16 protein-coding genes and 1 tRNA gene are annotated in these 15863 nt (G+C 71.8%); 12 read left to right on the plus strand and 5 right to left on the minus strand.

Annotated features, from left to right (window positions below):
- Nucleotides 1–90 precede the first annotated feature (90 nt).
- The 7 genes from motA to V7Q31_RS08210 are packed head-to-tail and all read left to right on the plus strand — an operon-like array spanning nucleotide 91 to nucleotide 6773.
- Nucleotides 91–963, plus strand: coding sequence for a flagellar motor stator protein MotA (gene motA, locus V7Q31_RS08180; protein WP_333833204.1), 873 nt, complete (start codon nucleotides 91–93; stop codon nucleotides 961–963).
- Entirely contained in the window at nucleotides 960–3503 is a 2544-nt protein-coding gene (locus V7Q31_RS08185; protein WP_333833205.1) for a hypothetical protein, read from the plus strand. Before motA ends, V7Q31_RS08185 begins: the two co-directional genes overlap by 4 nt.
- The gene (locus V7Q31_RS08190; protein ID WP_333833206.1) at nucleotides 3496–4215 is read left to right on the plus strand and encodes a flagellar hook-basal body complex protein; all 720 of its coding nucleotides are present in this window, start codon (nucleotides 3496–3498) and stop codon (nucleotides 4213–4215) included. Before V7Q31_RS08185 ends, V7Q31_RS08190 begins: the two co-directional genes overlap by 8 nt.
- Before the next feature lie 22 nt (nucleotides 4216–4237).
- On the plus strand, nucleotides 4238–5023 hold the full coding sequence (gene flgG, locus V7Q31_RS08195) for a flagellar basal-body rod protein FlgG (protein ID WP_333833207.1): 786 nt from the start codon (nucleotides 4238–4240) through the stop codon (nucleotides 5021–5023).
- Nucleotides 5020–5478, plus strand: a complete 459-nt coding sequence (flgA, locus tag V7Q31_RS08200; protein WP_333833208.1) for a flagellar basal body P-ring formation chaperone FlgA — start codon at nucleotides 5020–5022, stop codon at nucleotides 5476–5478. Before flgG ends, flgA begins: the two co-directional genes overlap by 4 nt.
- A complete protein-coding gene (gene flgH / locus V7Q31_RS08205) occupies nucleotides 5475–6230 on the plus strand; it encodes a flagellar basal body L-ring protein FlgH (protein WP_333833209.1) in 756 nt (251 codons plus the stop codon). Before flgA ends, flgH begins: the two co-directional genes overlap by 4 nt.
- Nucleotides 6231–6242: 12 nt before the next feature.
- Nucleotides 6243–6773, plus strand: coding sequence for a flagellar basal body-associated FliL family protein (locus tag V7Q31_RS08210; protein WP_333833210.1), 531 nt, complete (start codon nucleotides 6243–6245; stop codon nucleotides 6771–6773).
- 10 nt (nucleotides 6774–6783) lie between these two features.
- Here the strand turns inward: V7Q31_RS08210 and V7Q31_RS08215 are convergent, their stop codons facing one another.
- Nucleotides 6784–7476 carry a flagellar hook capping FlgD N-terminal domain-containing protein gene (locus V7Q31_RS08215; protein ID WP_333833211.1) on the minus strand — a complete coding sequence of 231 codons (693 nt, stop codon included), beginning with the start codon at nucleotides 7474–7476 and terminating at the stop codon, nucleotides 6784–6786.
- A gap of 15 nt (nucleotides 7477–7491) precedes the next feature.
- A complete protein-coding gene (locus V7Q31_RS08220) occupies nucleotides 7492–9267 on the minus strand; it encodes a flagellar hook-length control protein FliK (RefSeq protein WP_333833212.1) in 1776 nt (591 codons plus the stop codon).
- A gap of 103 nt (nucleotides 9268–9370) precedes the next feature.
- Here V7Q31_RS08220 and V7Q31_RS08225 point away from each other — a divergent pair, with 103 nt between their 5' ends.
- Together V7Q31_RS08225 and V7Q31_RS08230 are read left to right on the plus strand one after the other, a co-directional pair.
- On the plus strand, nucleotides 9371–9697 hold the full coding sequence (locus tag V7Q31_RS08225; RefSeq protein ID WP_333833213.1) for a rod-binding protein: 327 nt from the start codon (nucleotides 9371–9373) through the stop codon (nucleotides 9695–9697).
- The gene (locus tag V7Q31_RS08230; RefSeq protein ID WP_333833214.1) at nucleotides 9687–10064 is read left to right on the plus strand and encodes a hypothetical protein; all 378 of its coding nucleotides are present in this window, start codon (nucleotides 9687–9689) and stop codon (nucleotides 10062–10064) included. Before V7Q31_RS08225 ends, V7Q31_RS08230 begins: the two co-directional genes overlap by 11 nt.
- A gap of 31 nt (nucleotides 10065–10095) precedes the next feature.
- On the opposite strand, the gene moaA is transcribed toward V7Q31_RS08230, so the two are convergent.
- From moaA to V7Q31_RS08245, 3 genes are all read right to left on the minus strand, one after another.
- Entirely contained in the window at nucleotides 10096–11112 is a 1017-nt protein-coding gene (gene moaA / locus V7Q31_RS08235; protein ID WP_333833215.1) for a GTP 3',8-cyclase MoaA, read from the minus strand.
- Nucleotides 11113–11318: 206 nt separating this feature from the next.
- Nucleotides 11319–11394 (minus strand) — tRNA-Ala (locus tag V7Q31_RS08240).
- 125 nt (nucleotides 11395–11519) lie between these two features.
- Nucleotides 11520–11945, minus strand: coding sequence for a TIGR02300 family protein (locus V7Q31_RS08245; protein ID WP_333833216.1), 426 nt, complete (start codon nucleotides 11943–11945; stop codon nucleotides 11520–11522).
- Between the two features lie 226 nt (nucleotides 11946–12171).
- Between V7Q31_RS08245 and V7Q31_RS08250 the strand changes: the two genes are divergently transcribed.
- The 3 genes from V7Q31_RS08250 to V7Q31_RS08260 all read left to right on the plus strand — a co-directional run bounded on the left by V7Q31_RS08250 (nucleotide 12172) and on the right by V7Q31_RS08260 (nucleotide 15577).
- Nucleotides 12172–13425 (plus strand): polyhydroxyalkanoate depolymerase, encoded by a 1254-nt coding sequence (locus tag V7Q31_RS08250; RefSeq protein WP_333833217.1) that lies wholly within the window; start codon nucleotides 12172–12174, stop codon nucleotides 13423–13425.
- 28 nt (nucleotides 13426–13453) lie between these two features.
- The gene (locus V7Q31_RS08255; RefSeq protein WP_333833218.1) at nucleotides 13454–14134 is read left to right on the plus strand and encodes a M48 family metallopeptidase; all 681 of its coding nucleotides are present in this window, start codon (nucleotides 13454–13456) and stop codon (nucleotides 14132–14134) included.
- A gap of 204 nt (nucleotides 14135–14338) precedes the next feature.
- Nucleotides 14339–15577, plus strand: a complete 1239-nt coding sequence (locus V7Q31_RS08260; protein WP_333833219.1) for a flagellin N-terminal helical domain-containing protein — start codon at nucleotides 14339–14341, stop codon at nucleotides 15575–15577.
- The last annotated feature ends 286 nt before the right edge of the window (nucleotides 15578–15863 follow it).

Below are 15863 nucleotides of genomic sequence, written 5' to 3' on the forward strand. Positions count from 1 at the left end.
TTCAGGGAATCTTCATGCGCGGCGCGGAAAGCTCCGAACGCGTCGGGCGGGCGCCCTCCCGCTCCCGCGGCGCGCTGAGAGGGGTCCAGAATGGGCGGCGTCATCGGGATCGTGCTGGTCTTCGCGATGGTCTTCGGCGGCTACACGCTCGCCGGCGGCAAGATGGATATCATCCTGCACGCGCTGCCCTACGAGCTGATGATCATCTTCGGCGCGGCGATCGGGGCGTTCCTGATCGGCAATCCGGGCGACGTCGCCAAACACACGCTCAAGGACGTCGGCAAGGTGTTCAAGGGCCCCAAATGGTCCTCCAAGGACGTGCGCGACCTGCTGTGCCTGCTGTTCGAACTGTTGCGCGTGGCGCGCCAGGCCCCGGTCGAACTCGAAGAGCACATCGAGGACCCGCAAAGCAGCGCGATCTTCTCGCGCTATCCCAAAATTCAGGCTGATGCGGCGGCGGTCGACCTGATCTGCGACACGATGCGCTCGGCCTCGATGAACTACGACGACCCTCACCAGGTCGAAGAGGTCATCGAGAAGCAGCTCGAGAGCAAGCTGCACCATTCGCTGCATTCCTCGCATGCGATGCAGACCATGGCCGACGGGCTGCCGGCGCTCGGAATCGTCGCGGCGGTGCTCGGCGTGGTCAAGACGATGGCCTCGATCGACAAGCCGCCCGAGATCCTCGGCCAGATGATCGGCGGCGCGCTGGTGGGAACGTTCCTCGGGGTGTTCCTCGCCTATGGCTTCGTCGGTCCCTTCGCCGCGAAGCTGAAGCAGATCGCGGAGGCCGAGCACCAGTTCTACACGCTGATCCGCGAAGTGCTGGTCGCCAATCTGCACAAGCACGCCGTCGACATCTGCGTCGAGGTCGGGCGCCAGAACGCGCCGCGCGACTGGCGGCCGAGCTTCGCCGAACTCGAGGAGGCGCTCAGCCAGACCCGCGCCGGGGTGACGCCATGACCGCGCGGCGCGGAACGGCCGCGGCGCTCGCGGCGCTGGCGGCGCTGGCCCTCGCCGCGCCGGGCGCGCAGGCGCAGCAGAGCGTGCGCGTGCGCGCGGGCGAGCATCCCGACTATACGCGGCTCGTGATCGACGCGGCCCCGGGCGCACCCTTCGAATGGGGCGTGGCGGGCGACGCGCTCGTCGTGCTGATGCCGCAGGCGGGCGGTTTCGACCTTGGCGTCGCCCAACGCGCGGCGGGGCTGAGCCGCGTCGCGGGCTTCGCCGGCGCCTCCGCGCCGGCGGGCGCAGTGCTCACGGTGCGCCTGCGCTGCGAGTGCGGGGCGCGGGAGACCCGGATGGCCGACGGGCGCGTCGTGCTCGACATCTCCGCCAACGGCGCCAAACCGCCGGCCCCGCGGATCGCGGCGGCCGAGGCCGAAGCCGCTGAACCCGCGCCCACGCGGAGCGCGCAGGCAGCGGCCCCCGCGGCGGCCCCCTCGGCGACCGCGCGTGCGCCGCGCGCGAGACCCGCCCCGGCCTCTCCGGCGCGCGCTGCCGCGCCGCCGTCGCCTGCGAGCTCAGTCGCCCCCGCCACGCCCGCGCCCGAAGCGCAGGTGGCGCCGGAGCTTCCGCCCCTCGCTCTCGCCGAAGCGGTTCAGGCCGCCCCCGAATCGGCGCTGGAACCAGCGCAGACCGCCGAGGAACGGCCCGACGCCCCGCTCAAACTCGAGGACGTCGCCGGCGAGACCGCGCCGACCGACGACGCCATCGAGCAGGCCCGTCAGGCGCTGCTCAAGCAACTCACGCGCGCCGCCGAGCAGGGTTTGCTGACCCTGCGCGAGACTCCCGAGGCGCCGCCGGAGACAACGGGCGAGAGCGCGGCGGAGGAGGGGGACGCCGTCTCCAAGGTCCCGTCCGAGACGGCGCTGGCGGAGACCCAACTCCGCGCGCGCAGCGCCATCGACATCGCCGCCGAGCGGGGACGCGGGTCGCCCGGCGCCGCGAAGCCGGAGACGCCGGCGCACTGCCTCGCCGACGCCGCCTTCGACGTGGAGCGCTGGGCGAGCGACGCGGCCTTCGACCTTCAGGTCGGCGAAGGGCGCCGGGCCTTGATCGGCGAGTTCGACGCGCCGAACGCCGGCGCCGTCCTCGGTTACGCCAAGCTCTTGATCCGATACGGTTTCGGCGTCGAGGCCCGGGCCGCCCTCACGGCGTTCTCGGCGCATGTCGCGCCGCCGCCGCAGCTGATGGAGATGGCCGCGTTGATCGACGGCGACGCTCCGCCGAGCGCCGGCGAGCTGGCGCAAGGGGCGGATTGCCCCGGCCTGCACGGGCTCTGGGGCGCCTCGGCGCGCGCGCTCGGCGGAACGCTCGACGTGGCCGCACTCGACGTCGTCGCGCTGCGCGCGGCCATCGCCGAGACGCCGCCGAACCTGCGCGCCGCCCTCGCGCTGCCCGTCGCGCAGGCTGCGCTCGACGCGGGCGAAGTCGATCTGGCGGAGGCGGTGGTCGGCGTCGTCGCCCGCTCCGAACCCGAACCGCCCGAAGGCGACGCGATGGTCGCGGTGCTGCTCGCGCGCATCGACTTCGCGCGCGGCGACCATCGCCGCGCGGAAGCGATGCTTCTGCCGCTGATCGCGCACAACACCCCCGCCGGCGTCGAGGCGATGATCCGGCTGGCCGAGATGCGCGTGGCGCGCGGCGTCGCATCGCCGCCGGGGCTCGCCGAGGACATGGAGGCAGTCGCCTTCAGCCAGCGCGACAGCCTGCTCGGCCGCCGTCTTCTCGCCGCGGCGGCGGGCGCGCGGGCGGCCAGCGAAGGGCTCGCGCCGGCGCTCGGGGCGCTGCGCCGACTATCCGATCGCGCCGGCGACCGCGCCCGCGCCGAAATCGCCGCCCGCGACATGCTGGTCGACTACAAGCCCGACCCGACCGAGGCCGGCGCCTACGCCGAGACCGCCCTCACGCATTGGGACATGGTCGGCGACGGGCCGGAGGGCGACCGGGCGCGGGTGGCGGTCGCGCGCAACCTCGCGGCGATGGAGCTCGGCAATCTCGCCGAAGACCTGCTGCGCCCCGCGCTCGCGCGCGGCGACGCCGCCGCCCGCATCGCCGCCGGGGCCGCCGCCCTCGCCGCCGGCGCGCCCGAACGCGCCCTCGAGCATCTCGGCGACATGGCGGCGCCCGAGGCCGGCAGGCTGCGCGCCGAGGCTTTCGCCGCGCAGTTCCTCTATGACGAGGCGGTCGCCGCAGCTGCGGCGAGCGGGGACGCCGCGCTCGAGGCCCGCTACGCATGGCTTGCGGGAAACTGGGAGCGCGCGGCGAAGACGGGCGATGTCGACCGTCGCCTGCTCGCCGCCTGGATGGCTGGCGAGGGCGACCTGCCCGAGGATCTGCGCGCCGCGGCGCAGGCCGATCCCGAGTTCGCCGCCCGCGCCGAAGCCTTCGCCCCCGGCGCGACCGAAGCGCCGTCCGACACGCTGCAGGCCCTCAATGAAGCGCTCGAGCAGGCCCGCAGGCGGCGCGAACTGATGGGGAGTCTGCTCGGAGATGGATAATCCCGGCTATATCGGCCTGACGCGAATGAAAGGGCTCGCCGACGAGCTCCGCGTGGTCGCCAACAACATCGCCAACCTCTCGACGACCGGCTACCGCGCCGAGCGGCTGGTCTTCGCGGAAGTGCTGCAGGCCGCGAATGTCGACGGCGGCGCGCTCGCCATGGCCGCGCCGCGCGCCCATGTCACCGACGACGCGCCCGGCGGCTTCCGCGCCACCGCCGGGCCGCTCGACCTCGCCATCGAGGGCGAGGGATTCTTCCAGGTGCAGACGCCGGACGGTCCCCGCCTCACGCGCAACGGCGTGTTCTCGCTCAACCCCGAGGGCGACGTGGTGACCCTCGACGGGCACCAGGTGCTCGACAATGGCGGCGCTCCGCTGAACATCCCCGGCGACGCCGGCGCAATCGCCATCGCCGCCGACGGCACCGTCGCGGTGGACGGGGTCGACATCGCCCGCATCGGCGTCTTCACCGCCGATCCCGCCGACCTGCTGCGCGAGGACGGCGTGCTGTTCCGGAGCGACGGCGCGGTCAACGAGGCGCCCGCGGCCCGCGTGCTGCAGGGGTTCATCGAGCAGAGCAATGTCGACCCCGTGCGCGAGATGGCCCGGATGATCGAAGTGCAGCGCGCCTACGAGCTCGGCCAGTCCTTCCTCGATCAGGAGGATAGCCGCCTCACCGACGCGATCCAGACCATCGGACGCAGCGCCTGACACGCAGCAAAGGAGACCGCCCATGCGCGCCCTGAACATCGCCGCGACCGGCATGGCCGCCCAGCAGACCCGCGTCGAGGTCATCTCCAACAACCTCGCCAACATGTCCACCACCGCCTACTCGGCGCGGCGGGCCGAATTCGCCGACCTGCTCTACCAGCAGCCGCGGCTCGCCGGCACGGTGAACGCCGCGGACGGCACGATCCTGCCGGCGGGCGTGCAGATCGGCATGGGCGTGCGCCCCTCCGCCGTCACTTTCGACGTCGTGCAGGGCGCCATGAAGGCCACCGACGCCGAACTCGACTTAGCCATCGACGGCAAGGGCTGGTTCGAGATCGAAGCGCCGAACGGCGAGCCGGTCTATACGCGCGACGGCTCCTTCAAGCGCACCGGCGACGGGCAGCTGGTCACCAGCGAAGGCTATGCCCTGACGCCCAACATCGTCATCCCCGGGGACACGCGGCGCGTCACCGTCAACAAGGACGGCGAGGTGTACGCGATCTTCGACGATCAGGTGCAGCCGCAGCTTCTGGGCCAGATCACGCTCGTGGATTTCGTCAACGAACGCGGGCTGGAGCCGATCGGCTCGAACCTGTTCCGCGAGACCGCCGCATCCGGCCCGCCCAATGTCGGCGCGCCGGGCGAGGACGGTCGCGGTGTCGTCCGCCAGGGCTATCTGGAGGAGAGTTCGGTCGACGCCGTCACGGAGATCACCGAGCTGATCCAGGCGCAGCGCGGCTACGAGATGAACTCCAAGGTGGTCACCGCAGCCGACCAGATGCTCGCCGCAACCACGCAGATGCGATGAGACGCGCCCTGCCCTTCCTCGCCGCGACGCTCGCCACGGCGCTCGCGCAGGCCGTGCCGGCGCAGGACGGCGTCGCGGCGCTCGACCCGCCTGCGCTGGTGAGCACGCGCGCGATCCGCGCCGGCGAGACCATCGGCCCCGGCGATGTCGCCTTGGGCGCGGCGCCCGCCTTCGGCGCCGTGACCGACCCCGCCGACGCCGTCGGGCTCGAGGCGCGCCAGACCATCTATCGCGGCCATCCGGTGATCGCCGCCAATCTCGCCCCGCCCGCGCTGGTCGAGCGCAACCAGATCGTGACGATGACCTACGCGCATGGCGCGCTGACCATAACGGCGGAGGGGCGCGCGCTCGAGCGCGCCGGCGCCGGGGAGAAGCTGCGCGTGATGAACCTCGACAGCCGCATGACGGTGACCGCGATCGTCTCCGGCCCCGGACAGGTGGAGGTGCGCCGATGACGCGCGCGACCCTGCTGATCGCACTTCTCGCCGTCGCGACGCTCGGCGCGGGCTGCGCCGAGCGGCTCGACCATCTCGGCCGCCCGCCTTCGATGACCGCGCCCGGCGGCCAGATCGAGACGGTGGCTCCGATCACGCCCACCCGCGCGGCGCTGGCGATGCGCGCCCCCGCGCCCCCGCCCGAGGATTACGCCGTCGGCTCGCTCTGGCGCTCGGGCAAAAGCTCGCTGTTCGGCGACCGCCGCGCCAACCGCATCGGCGACATTCTGACCGTCGTCATCGACCTCGACGAAAGCGCCGAGATGACCAACCGGACCAACCGCGCCCGCAGCGGTTCGGAGGACGCGAGCATCACCGCTCTGCTCGGCCTGCCGAGCATCGCCGACACCATCCTTCCGGGCGCCGGCACGCTCAACCCGGCGGTGGGCCTCGGGTCGAGCACCGCCAGCGCAGGGACGGGCACGACGACGCGCCAGGAGGAGATCGAGCTGCGCATCGCAGCCACCGTGACCGACGTGCTGCCGAACGGCCACCTCGTGATCTTCGGCAGTCAGGAGATGCGCGTGAACTTCGAACTGCGCGACCTGCAGGTCGCGGGCGTGATCCGGCCCGAGGACATCTCGCGCCGCAACGAGATCACCTACGACAAGATCGCCGACGCCCGCGTCGTCTATGGCGGGCGCGGCCAGATCACCGACCTGCAGCAGCCGCGCTACGGCCAGCAGGTGCTCGACATGGTGCTGCCCTTCTGATCGGAGCGACCGATGAAAAAGCTGCTTCCCGTGCTGCTCGCGATCGTGGGGCTGGTCGGCGGCGCCGCCGCCGGCTGGCTGATGAAGCCCGCCCCCGAAGGCGAGGCGCCGCCCTGTCTCGACGCGCACGGCCATCCCGCGCCCCCCGAGACCTGCGAGGCCGCCGAGGCCGAAGCCCAGGGCGAGCCCTACGAGGTCGCCGTGATCGACCCCAAGGACGCATCGGAATTCGTCACGCTCGACCGCCAGTTCATCGTCCCGGTCGTCACCGAGGATCAGGTCGCCTCGATGATGGTGCTGACGCTGAGCCTCGAAGTCGCGCCCGGCCATGTCGAGGACGTTTTCTCACGCGAACCCAAGGTGCGCGACGCGCTGCTGCGCACGCTGTTCGAACACGCCTATACGGGCGGCTTCGCCGGCGATTTCACCGCTCAGCCCGTCATGCGCGACCTGCGCCGCAATCTGCTGATCGCGGCGCGCAAGGTCGCGGGGCCGGATGTGCGCGACGTGCTCGTGGTGGACATCCTGCGTCAGGACCAGTAGCGCCGCGCCGTCAGCCGGGGCGCGCCGCCGATCCCTGCCGCACCGCCTCGACGTCGTCGGCGGCGACTTCCTCGCCGCCCGCCACAACCAGCCGCACCCCCGCGTCGCCGCGCCGCGCCTCGATCACCGGAGCGAAAACTTCGGCGTCGCGCAACTCGACAACGTCGCCCGGCGCGGTGTAGCGCGCCTCGAAACGGTAGAGACCGGGCTCGGCGGTTCCGCCATCGTCCTTCTCGCCCGACCAGGTCACCGAGGCGTCGCCGGGCGCGAAGGGGATCTCCGCAACCTGCGCGCCGTTCGCGTCGCGCACCACCATCGCCGCAGCAGTCGCCTCGGAAGGCGGCGCCGGCGGATAGGCGGCGATGGGGGCGCCGTCGAAGGGCGCGCGAACCGGCGCGCGCACCTCGCGCCCCAGCCAGTCGGCCAGCGCGCCAGCGTTGGACGCCGACAGCTTCTCGATCAGCTTGTCGAGCGAGGAATTGGTCTTCACCTGCTGCTCGACCTGCGAGAAGGAGGCGAGCTGCGCGACGAACTCGGTCGACTCCATAGGCTGGAGCGGGTCCTGGCTCTTCAGCTGGGCGGTCAGCAGCATCAGAAACGTGTCGAAATCCGCCGAAAGGCCCGTCGTTGGCTCGTCGTTCAGGACGGGCGCGTCGGATTTCTCGGGGATGCGGATCGGCGAGACGGCGGAGACGTCGGTCATCGTCTTTGCTCCTGCTCAAAGGCGGATGTCGAGGCGGTCGAGCGCACCGGCGCGCATCGCGGATGCGGCGGCGTTCGCAGGCGCGGGCGCGTCGCCTCCCAAGGGCGGCGCTCCGGGTTCGGCGCGACCGCCCCCGGGCCGATCGCCCGAGCCGGCGCCGAAGCCCAACTCGGGTCGACCGCCGGAGAAACCGATATCCGCGCGACCGAAACCCGCCTGGGCGAGATCGCGTTGCAGGAGGTCGGCGTTGCGACGGAGCATGTCGAGCGTCTCGCCGCGCTCGGCGAAGATCGCGGCGCTCACCCCGCCATCCTCGAAGCGCAACTCGATGGCGACGCGGCCGAGTTCGGGCGGATCGAGCCGCAATTCGACCCGGTTGGCGTCGCGCGAGAGGGCGATGGCCTGCGCGACGGCGCGGGCCGCGGCCTCGCCGGGCGCGGCGCCTGCGGCGCGGCCGGCATCGCCGCCGAGCGGCGCGACGCCGCCTTCCGCGCGGCGCGCGGCGGCGGGATCGCTCGCCAGCGGAGCCGGCGCGGCGTCGGCATCGGCCACGGCGAGCAGACGCTCCTCGAAAGCGAGTATCGCGGCGGGCGCTTCGACGCCCCGCACGGACGGCGCAGAGAGCCGCGCGGACGTGGCGCCGTCCGTCGGCGGCGGCGCTTCGAACGTCTGGGCGCGCGAAGCGGGCTCGGCGCGCCGCGAGGATTGGGTCGGGGCGGCGCCGGCGAGGGGCGGCGCGCCCGCCGCCGTCGGCGCAACGCTCTGAGGCTGGGGCTGCGGCGCTGCGGCGACCGGCGAGACGGGCGTCGTCGCACCGTCCGCGCTCGTGGGCGGCGGCGGCGCCTGCGGGCCGGGATCGCGCCGAGCGCCGGACGGAACCGCCGGGACGGGCGACGGCGCGGGCGACGGCGATGGCGCGGGCGACGACGAAGGCGCAGCGGCGCGCGACGTCTCCAAGGCCTGCGGCGCTGCGTCCGGAGATTGAAGCGACGTGGGCGCCGTGTCGCCGCGCAGCCCTTGCCAGGTCAGACCGGCGGCGATGCGACCGGAGACAGTCGCGGGCGCCGTTCCGGGCGTCTCGGAAGTTGCCGCGAGGTCCTTCGCGGCGTCGCGGAAGGACGCTGCGGCGTCGCCTGCGGCGCGACCCTGCCCACGCGCCGCGCGCGGCGCGTCCGACGCCGTGAGGATCGGCTGTCGACCATCCTCGCGCGGTGCGGCGACGAGGTCTGCGACGCGCGCCGAGGCGGCGCCCGTCGGGCGGGCCGCAGCGGCGGCGGTGGGCGCGCGCAGCGCGGCGATCGTCGGAGCGGCGGCCTGCGTGGCGCTGGCCGGCGTCGCCGCGACCGGGTCCACCGGCCCCACCGGACCGACGATCTGCGCCAGCCCCTGAACCGGCGCGGCGGCGCTCGCGACCGCTTCGTCGGCGTCGGGCGGTCCCATCGCCGACAGCCGGTCGCGCGGAGGGCGCGCGCGCGGCGCCGGCTGGTCCGGCGCTGCGTCCGCGATCGTCGGCGCAATCGTCGGCTCCGCGGAAGCGCGCGGGCGTGCGATGTCCGCGCCGAGACCGAGCGAGATCCGCGGCGCAGGCCCCGTGCCCGCGCTCGACGGCGGCGCGGCGACCGGCCCCTGCCCGGCGGCTGGCGGGCCGCCGTCGCGCATCGCGTCCTCGAAAGCCGCGCCCGCAGCGGCGTCCGGCGCGGCGGGCGAATCGGACGCCGCCTCGCGTCCATGCGCCGCCGACGCGGTTGGCGCGAGGAGCGCGGCGATCCCGCGCGGTCCGACGTCGGTCATGGCGAGTTCTCCCGCGTTCTGTCAGGGCGCAACGATGGCGCGGCTTCCTTACAGATCGTTTACCGGCGGGGCGCAGAATCGCGGCGACATCCGGAGAAGCCGCATGACCATGGTCCGTCCCCCAGCGCTCGGCGCGACCCTCGAGGCGCTCGGCCCCGACCGGCCCCGCGCCGCCGAGGAGTCGGCGCGACATGCCGAGTTGCGGCGCGTCGCCACCGAATTCGAAGCAGTTTTCCTCGCCCAGATGCTCAAGCACGCGGGCGCGGGGAAGACCCCCGAGGCTTTCGGCGGCGGGGCGGGCGAGGACGCCTTCGCCGACATGCTGACCGGCGAGCAGGCGAAGCTCATGGCCGAGCGCGGCGGGATCGGCCTTGGCGAGCGCCTGTTTCAGGCGCTGCTGGAGAAGGAGGGCCTCGGCGATGGCCGCTGACCGCGCGCTGCGCCTCATCGACACGATGCTCGACGCGCTGGTGCGCGAGCGCGAATTGCTGATCGCGGGAGATTTCGCCCTGCTCGAACGCGCCGCCGCCGACCGCGAGCGCCAGAACGCCCGTCTGGCCGCGCTCGGCGCCGAACTCAGCCCGCGCGAAGGCCGCCGCATCGCGCCGATGATGCAGAGGCTCCGCACTGAGGCGCTGCGCAACGGCGAATTGCTGGGCGCGGCGCTGCAGGGGGCGGCGGCCGGGCGGCGACGGCTCGAGGAGATCCTCGAAGCCCATCATCATCTGCGCGGCTACGACGCCTCGGGCCAACCGGTGGACCGCAGCGGCCCCGCCGATCTCGGACGCCGCGCCTGAGCCGACGCCCGGGCCGGGCGGTCGCCCGGGGTCACCCCCCCGTGACGCTCATGTGGCGCGCGACCTGCCCCCAATCCTCGCGGCGGGAATAATCGAAGTCATGGCCCTTGGGCTTGCGGGCGATGGCGCGGCGGATCTCGTCGATCAGCGGCGCGTCGTCGTCGGGATGCGCGCGCAGCGGAGCGCGCAGATCGGCGGCGTCGTCCTGGCCGAGGCACATGTAGAGCGTGCCCGTGCAGGTCACCCGCACCCGGTTGCAGCCTTCGCAGAAATTATGCGTCAGCGGCGTGATGAAGCCGATGCGCGCCCCCGTCTCCTCGACGCGGACGTAACGCGCGGGGCCGCCGGTGCGCAGCGGGATGTCGGTGAGCCGCCAGCGCTGCGCCAGCCGCGCGCGCACGTCGGAGACCGGCATGTACTGGTCGAGACGGTCCTCATTGCCGAGATCGCCCATCGGCATGACCTCGATGAAGGTCAGGTCCATGCCGCGCGCGGCGCACCACTCGGCCATCGAGACGATCTCGTCGTCGTTGAAGCCCTTGAGCGCCACGGCGTTGATCTTCACCGCGAGGCCGGCCTCCTGCGCGGCGTCGATCCCGTCGAGCACCTGGGCAAGGCGGCCGCGGCGGGTGACGTCGAGGAACTTCCTCTCGTCCAGCGTGTCGATCGAGACGTTGACGCGCTTCACGCCGCAGGCCGCCAGCTCCCGGGCGTAGCGGCGCAGCTGGGAGCCGTTGGTGGTCAGCGTCAGCTCGTCGAGGCCGTTTCCGAGGCGTTCGCCCATGTTCCGGAAGAACGCCATCACGTCGCGGCGCACCAGAGGCTCGCCGCCCGTGATGCGCAACTTCCGCACCCCGAGATCGGTGAAGGCGTTGCAGAGCCGGGTCAGCTCCTCGAGCGTCAGCAGATCCTTGCGCGGCAGGAAGGTCATCTCCTCCGCCATGCAATAGACGCAGCGAAAATCGCAGCGGTCCGTGACCGACACGCGCAAATAGGTGATCGGACGTGCGAAGGGGTCGATCAGCGGGGCGCAGCTGGAGCAGGGCATTCGAGCCTCCCGAAGCGTCGTTGGTCTTTTGAGGCGACGATATAGTCGACAGAGGAACTCGGCAATAACAGCCGGAACGCGGCGCGATGAGGAGACGCAGGGACGCAGGCCGCTGCGACGCCCGTGGACGACGCCGCCGCGCCCGCCGGAAAGCGAAAGGGCCGCCCTTGCGGGGCGGCCCTTTCGGTCGCGGCGGCGATCCGGGGTGGTGGAGCCAAGGGGAGTCGAACCCCTGACCTCTTGAATGCCATTCAAGCGCTCTCCCAACTGAGCTATGGCCCCGAAGGTCGCGCCGCCGTTCACGCCGCGCTTTCTACGGAGTGCGCCGCCCCCGCGCAAGAGGCGATCGCATGGCGCGGGCGCGCCCGCGACCGCCCTTCCCCGGCCCACGCGACCGGGGCCGAGGCTCAACGGCGGGCGTCGTCGTCCTCGTCGTCTCCGAACTCGCCGAGGCCGTCCTCGTCCTCCTCGTCGTCGTCGTCCTCGAGCAGCACGTCGTCGGCGACGGCGAGGTCGTCCTCCTCCTCGTCCGGTTCGGCCACGACGTCCGCATCGATCCCGGCGTCGTCGTCGTCGTCCTCGACCGGCAGCGCGTCGTCGTCGTCATCCGTCGCGTCGAGTTCGACGTCGTCGTCCACCAGATCGGCCTCGACGGCGACCGCCGCCTTGGCGGCGGCGCGCTCGCCCGCGCGCGGACGCTTCCCGCGCACCAGCGCCTCGAGATCGAACGCCGCGCCGCAGTCGGGACAGGCGACGGGATTGCGGTTGAGATCATAGAATCGCGCGCCGCAGCTGGCGCACAGGCGCTTCACGCCCCATTCCGGCTTGACCATGTTCCACCCCGCGCGGCCCGGCGACTGAAAGAGGAGCGCCGATGCCACAGCGCACGCGACCTGTCAAAGGTTTCGCAAGCGCAGAAGCCCCAGCCTGCGCACGGCCCCCGCCTCGCGACTCGACCGAAAAGCGCGGCGCGCCTTTCGCACCTGCGAATGCCGCTTGATGCTGCCGCATTGCGCGGGTAATGAATGAATCGAAATCATGACGAGGCGGGACATAATCGTGCTTTACCATGCTTATGAGCTGACACATGCCGCGATCAGTCCGTTCCGCGTCGCCGCGCAGATGGGCACGCAGGCGCTTCGCAACCCGGTAAATCCGCTGTCCCACAGCATGGGCTTCCGTGCGACGGCGGCGGCCTTCGAAATGTTCGTCAACGCCACGCGGCGCTACGGCAAGCCGGAATTCGGCATCGAGACCACCGAGATCGCCGGCGAAACCACGCCCATCGTCGAAGAGGTCGTGCACCGCAAGCCGTTCTGCGAACTGCTGCATTTTCGGCGCGACTCAGTGTTGGCGGAGGCGCGCCACGACCCAAAGGTGCTGATTCTCGCGCCGATGTCCGGCCATTACGCGACGCTGTTGCGCGGCACGGTCGAGGCGATGCTGCCCGAACATGACGTGTACATCACGGACTGGATCGACGCGCGCAACGTGCCGCTCAATCAGGGCCGCTTCGACCTCGACGACTACATCGACTACATTGAGGAGTTCTGCGCGGTGCTCGCGCAGGACGGCGAGCGCCCAGCGGTTATGGGCGTGTGCCAGCCCGGCGTTCCCGCGCTGGCGGCGACGGCGCTGATGAGCGCGCATGAAGCGCCCCACCGCCCCGCCTCGCTGACACTGATGGGCTCGCCGATCGACAGCCGCGTCAGCCCGACCGAGCCGACCATCCTCGCCGAATCGCGCCCAATCGAGTGGTTTGAGAAAAACTGCATCGTGACGGTGCCGTTCCCCAATCCGGGCTTCATGCGGCGGGTCTATCCGGGCTTCCTGCAACTCTCCTCATTCATGGCGATGAACCTCAACCGCCATGTCGACGCGCATGTGAAGCAGTTCCGCCACCTCGTGCGCGGCGACGGCGACGGCGCGGCGCAGCACCGCGCCTTCTACGACGAATATCTCGCCGTGATGGATCTTACGGCGGAGTTCTATCTCCAAACGATCGAAGTCGTCTTTCAGAAGCACTCGCTGCCCAAGAACGAGATGATGCATCGCGACGAAGTGGTCGACCTGCGCGCGGTCCGCGACGTCGGACTGTTCTGCGTGGAGGGCGAGAAGGACGACATCACCGGGGCCGGCCAGACCCGGGCCGCGTTGACGCTGTGCGAGAACCTGCCGGCGGAGAAGAAGGCTGAGTACGTCCAGCCCAAGGTCGGCCATTACGGCGTTTTCAACGGCAGCCGCTTCCGTCAGCACATCCAGCCGCGCGTCCGCGACTTCATCCGCGCGCGCCGGCAATGGGTGAAGGGCTGACCGCGCGCAGGGGGCGAAGCCCGCGCCGATGGGCGAGGTGATACGGCTCGACGATCCCGACATCGCCGTGCGGCTGAACCGTTCGGCGCGGGCGCGGCGCTTCACCCTATCATTGCGGCCCGGCGCCCCCGAAGCGCGCCTGACAGCCCCCGCCCACGCCCCCGAGCGCGAGGCCCGCGCCTTCCTCCTGCGCCACAGCGACTGGCTGCGCGACGCGATCGCACGGGCGCCCCGGGCGGTGGCGGTTGGCGACGGCGCGACGCTTCCGATCGGCGGGCGGATGACGCAGGTGCGGGTCGCGCCGGGTTTGCGGTCGTGCCGGCTGGAAGGCGACGCGCTGCTGGCGCCGGCGGTCGCCGGCCCTGCGGTGGCGGCCTTTCTGAAACTGCGCGCCCGCGACGCGATCGCGCCCGAGGCGCTGCGGGCGGCGGCGGCGCTGGGGCGGACGCCGCGCCGGATCGCCTTTCGCGACACGCGCTCGCGCTGGGGCTCGTGCTCGGCGCAGGGCGATCTGGCGTTCTCGTGGCGGCTGGCGATGGCCCCGCCCGAAGTTCAGGCCTATGTCGCGGTCCACGAGGCGGCGCATCTGGTCGAGATGAACCACGGTCCGGGTTTCTGGGCGCTGGTCGCCCGCCTCATGCCCGACTACCGCCTGCGCCGCGCCTGGCTGCGCCGCGAGGGCGCGGGGCTGCACCTCTACCGCTTCTGAGCGTTCCGCCGACGGTTTCGCCAGCGCGCCCGGGATTAACCGGGTTTTCAGACAATCCCCCGCAGAAACGCGTGAAGAAGGCGGCTCATCACGAGCTGGGCGGCGCATGCCGCCGATGTCGGAACTGACGGAGCGCGCGCCGGAGCAGCCGGCGAAGCAGGATCGACGGGGCGAGAACGCGCCGTCCGCGAGAGGGAGCTCGGCATGTCTTCGCTGCTGACCAATAACAGCGCGATGGTGGCTCTTCAGACGATGCGCGCCATCGGTCGCGACCTCGGCGACGTCCAGAACCAGATCTCGACCGGCAAGAGGATCGCCACGGCGCGCGACAACGCGGCGCTCTGGAGCATCGCGAGCGTGATGAAAAGCGACGTGACCGGCTTCAAGGCGATCAGCGAATCGCTCTCGCTCGGCGTGGCGACGCTGAACGTGGCGCGCGACGGCGCCGAGACGGTCGCGCGCGTGCTCGACACGCTCAAGGGGCGCGTGGTCGCCGCGCAGGAGGAAAACGTCGACCGAAACAAGGTCCAGGCCGACGTTGATCAGCTGATCGACCAGGTCCGCGTCGTGGTCGCGGGCACGCAGTTCAATGGGCTGAACGCGCTGAACGACTTCCGCGACGTCGACGTGCTTGCCTCGCTCAACCGAACGGCGGTGCCCGACGGGGCCGACACCCTCTCGCCCGACTGGGTCCGCTTCCAGACCCACGACCTCTCCACGAAGGACGGGACCGCCGGGACCGACCCGGTGACGACGACAATCGCCTACGTTCCGACAACCGCCGAGACCGGCTCGGTAGACGAGGCGGCGGCGACGGCGATCGAATTCGAGTTCGCCGCGCGCGAAGTGGCGACGGGCGACAGCTACGCGCTGACCCTGACGCCCGACGCCGGCGACCCCAAGACCTACATCTACGTCGCCGCCCCCGGCGACACGCTCAACACCGTGGTGCGCGGGCTGGCGCTTCAGATGTCGCTCGACGCGCCCGACGACACCGGCGGGACCGTGACGGTCGCGACCCCCGGCGACCCGACGACGACTGCGCCCAAGCTGAGCTTCGCGGGCGGCGTCGCCTACACCGCCCTCGTCGAGGTGAATTCCGGCGGCACGCCGACCGGGCGGCTGCGCGGGCTCGACAAGTTCGACGTGACGAGTGCGGTCGGCGCGGCGGCGGCGCTCGGCGCGATGGAGAGCTACATCGAAGCCGCCATCAGCGCCGCGGCCGAGTTCGGTTCGGCGCAGGGCGCGATGGACACGGCCGACAGGTTCGTCGGCCGGATGATCGACAGCCTCACCGAAGGCGTCGGCGCGCTGGTCGACGCCGACATGGAGAGCGCCTCGGCGCGCCTTCAGGCGCTGCAGGTGCAGCAGCAACTCGGCGTGCAGGCGCTCAACATCGCCAACCAGACGCCGCAGAACATCCTCGCGCTATTCCAGCAATAACCGGCGGATTTTCGAAGAATTGACCCTGTAACGCGGCGTTGACGCTTCCCGTGAAGAATTGCTCCCGACGGCCCAGCAGGACCCGAGGCGGCTTCAACCGCCACCGTTCAGAAGGACGCGTTCATCGTCGGGGGCCCGCCCCGGCAATCCGGAACAGGCGGCGTCGAACGCGCCCCTCAGACATGGAGACCAGCGATGTCGTCGCTTCTCACGAACAACAGCGCCATGGTTGCGCTGCAGACCCTCAAGACCATCAACAAGAACATGGGCGAGGTCCAGAACCAGA

Source organism: Rubrimonas sp. (genome assembly GCF_036788415.1).
Classification (GTDB): domain Bacteria; phylum Pseudomonadota; class Alphaproteobacteria; order Rhodobacterales; family Rhodobacteraceae; genus Rubrimonas.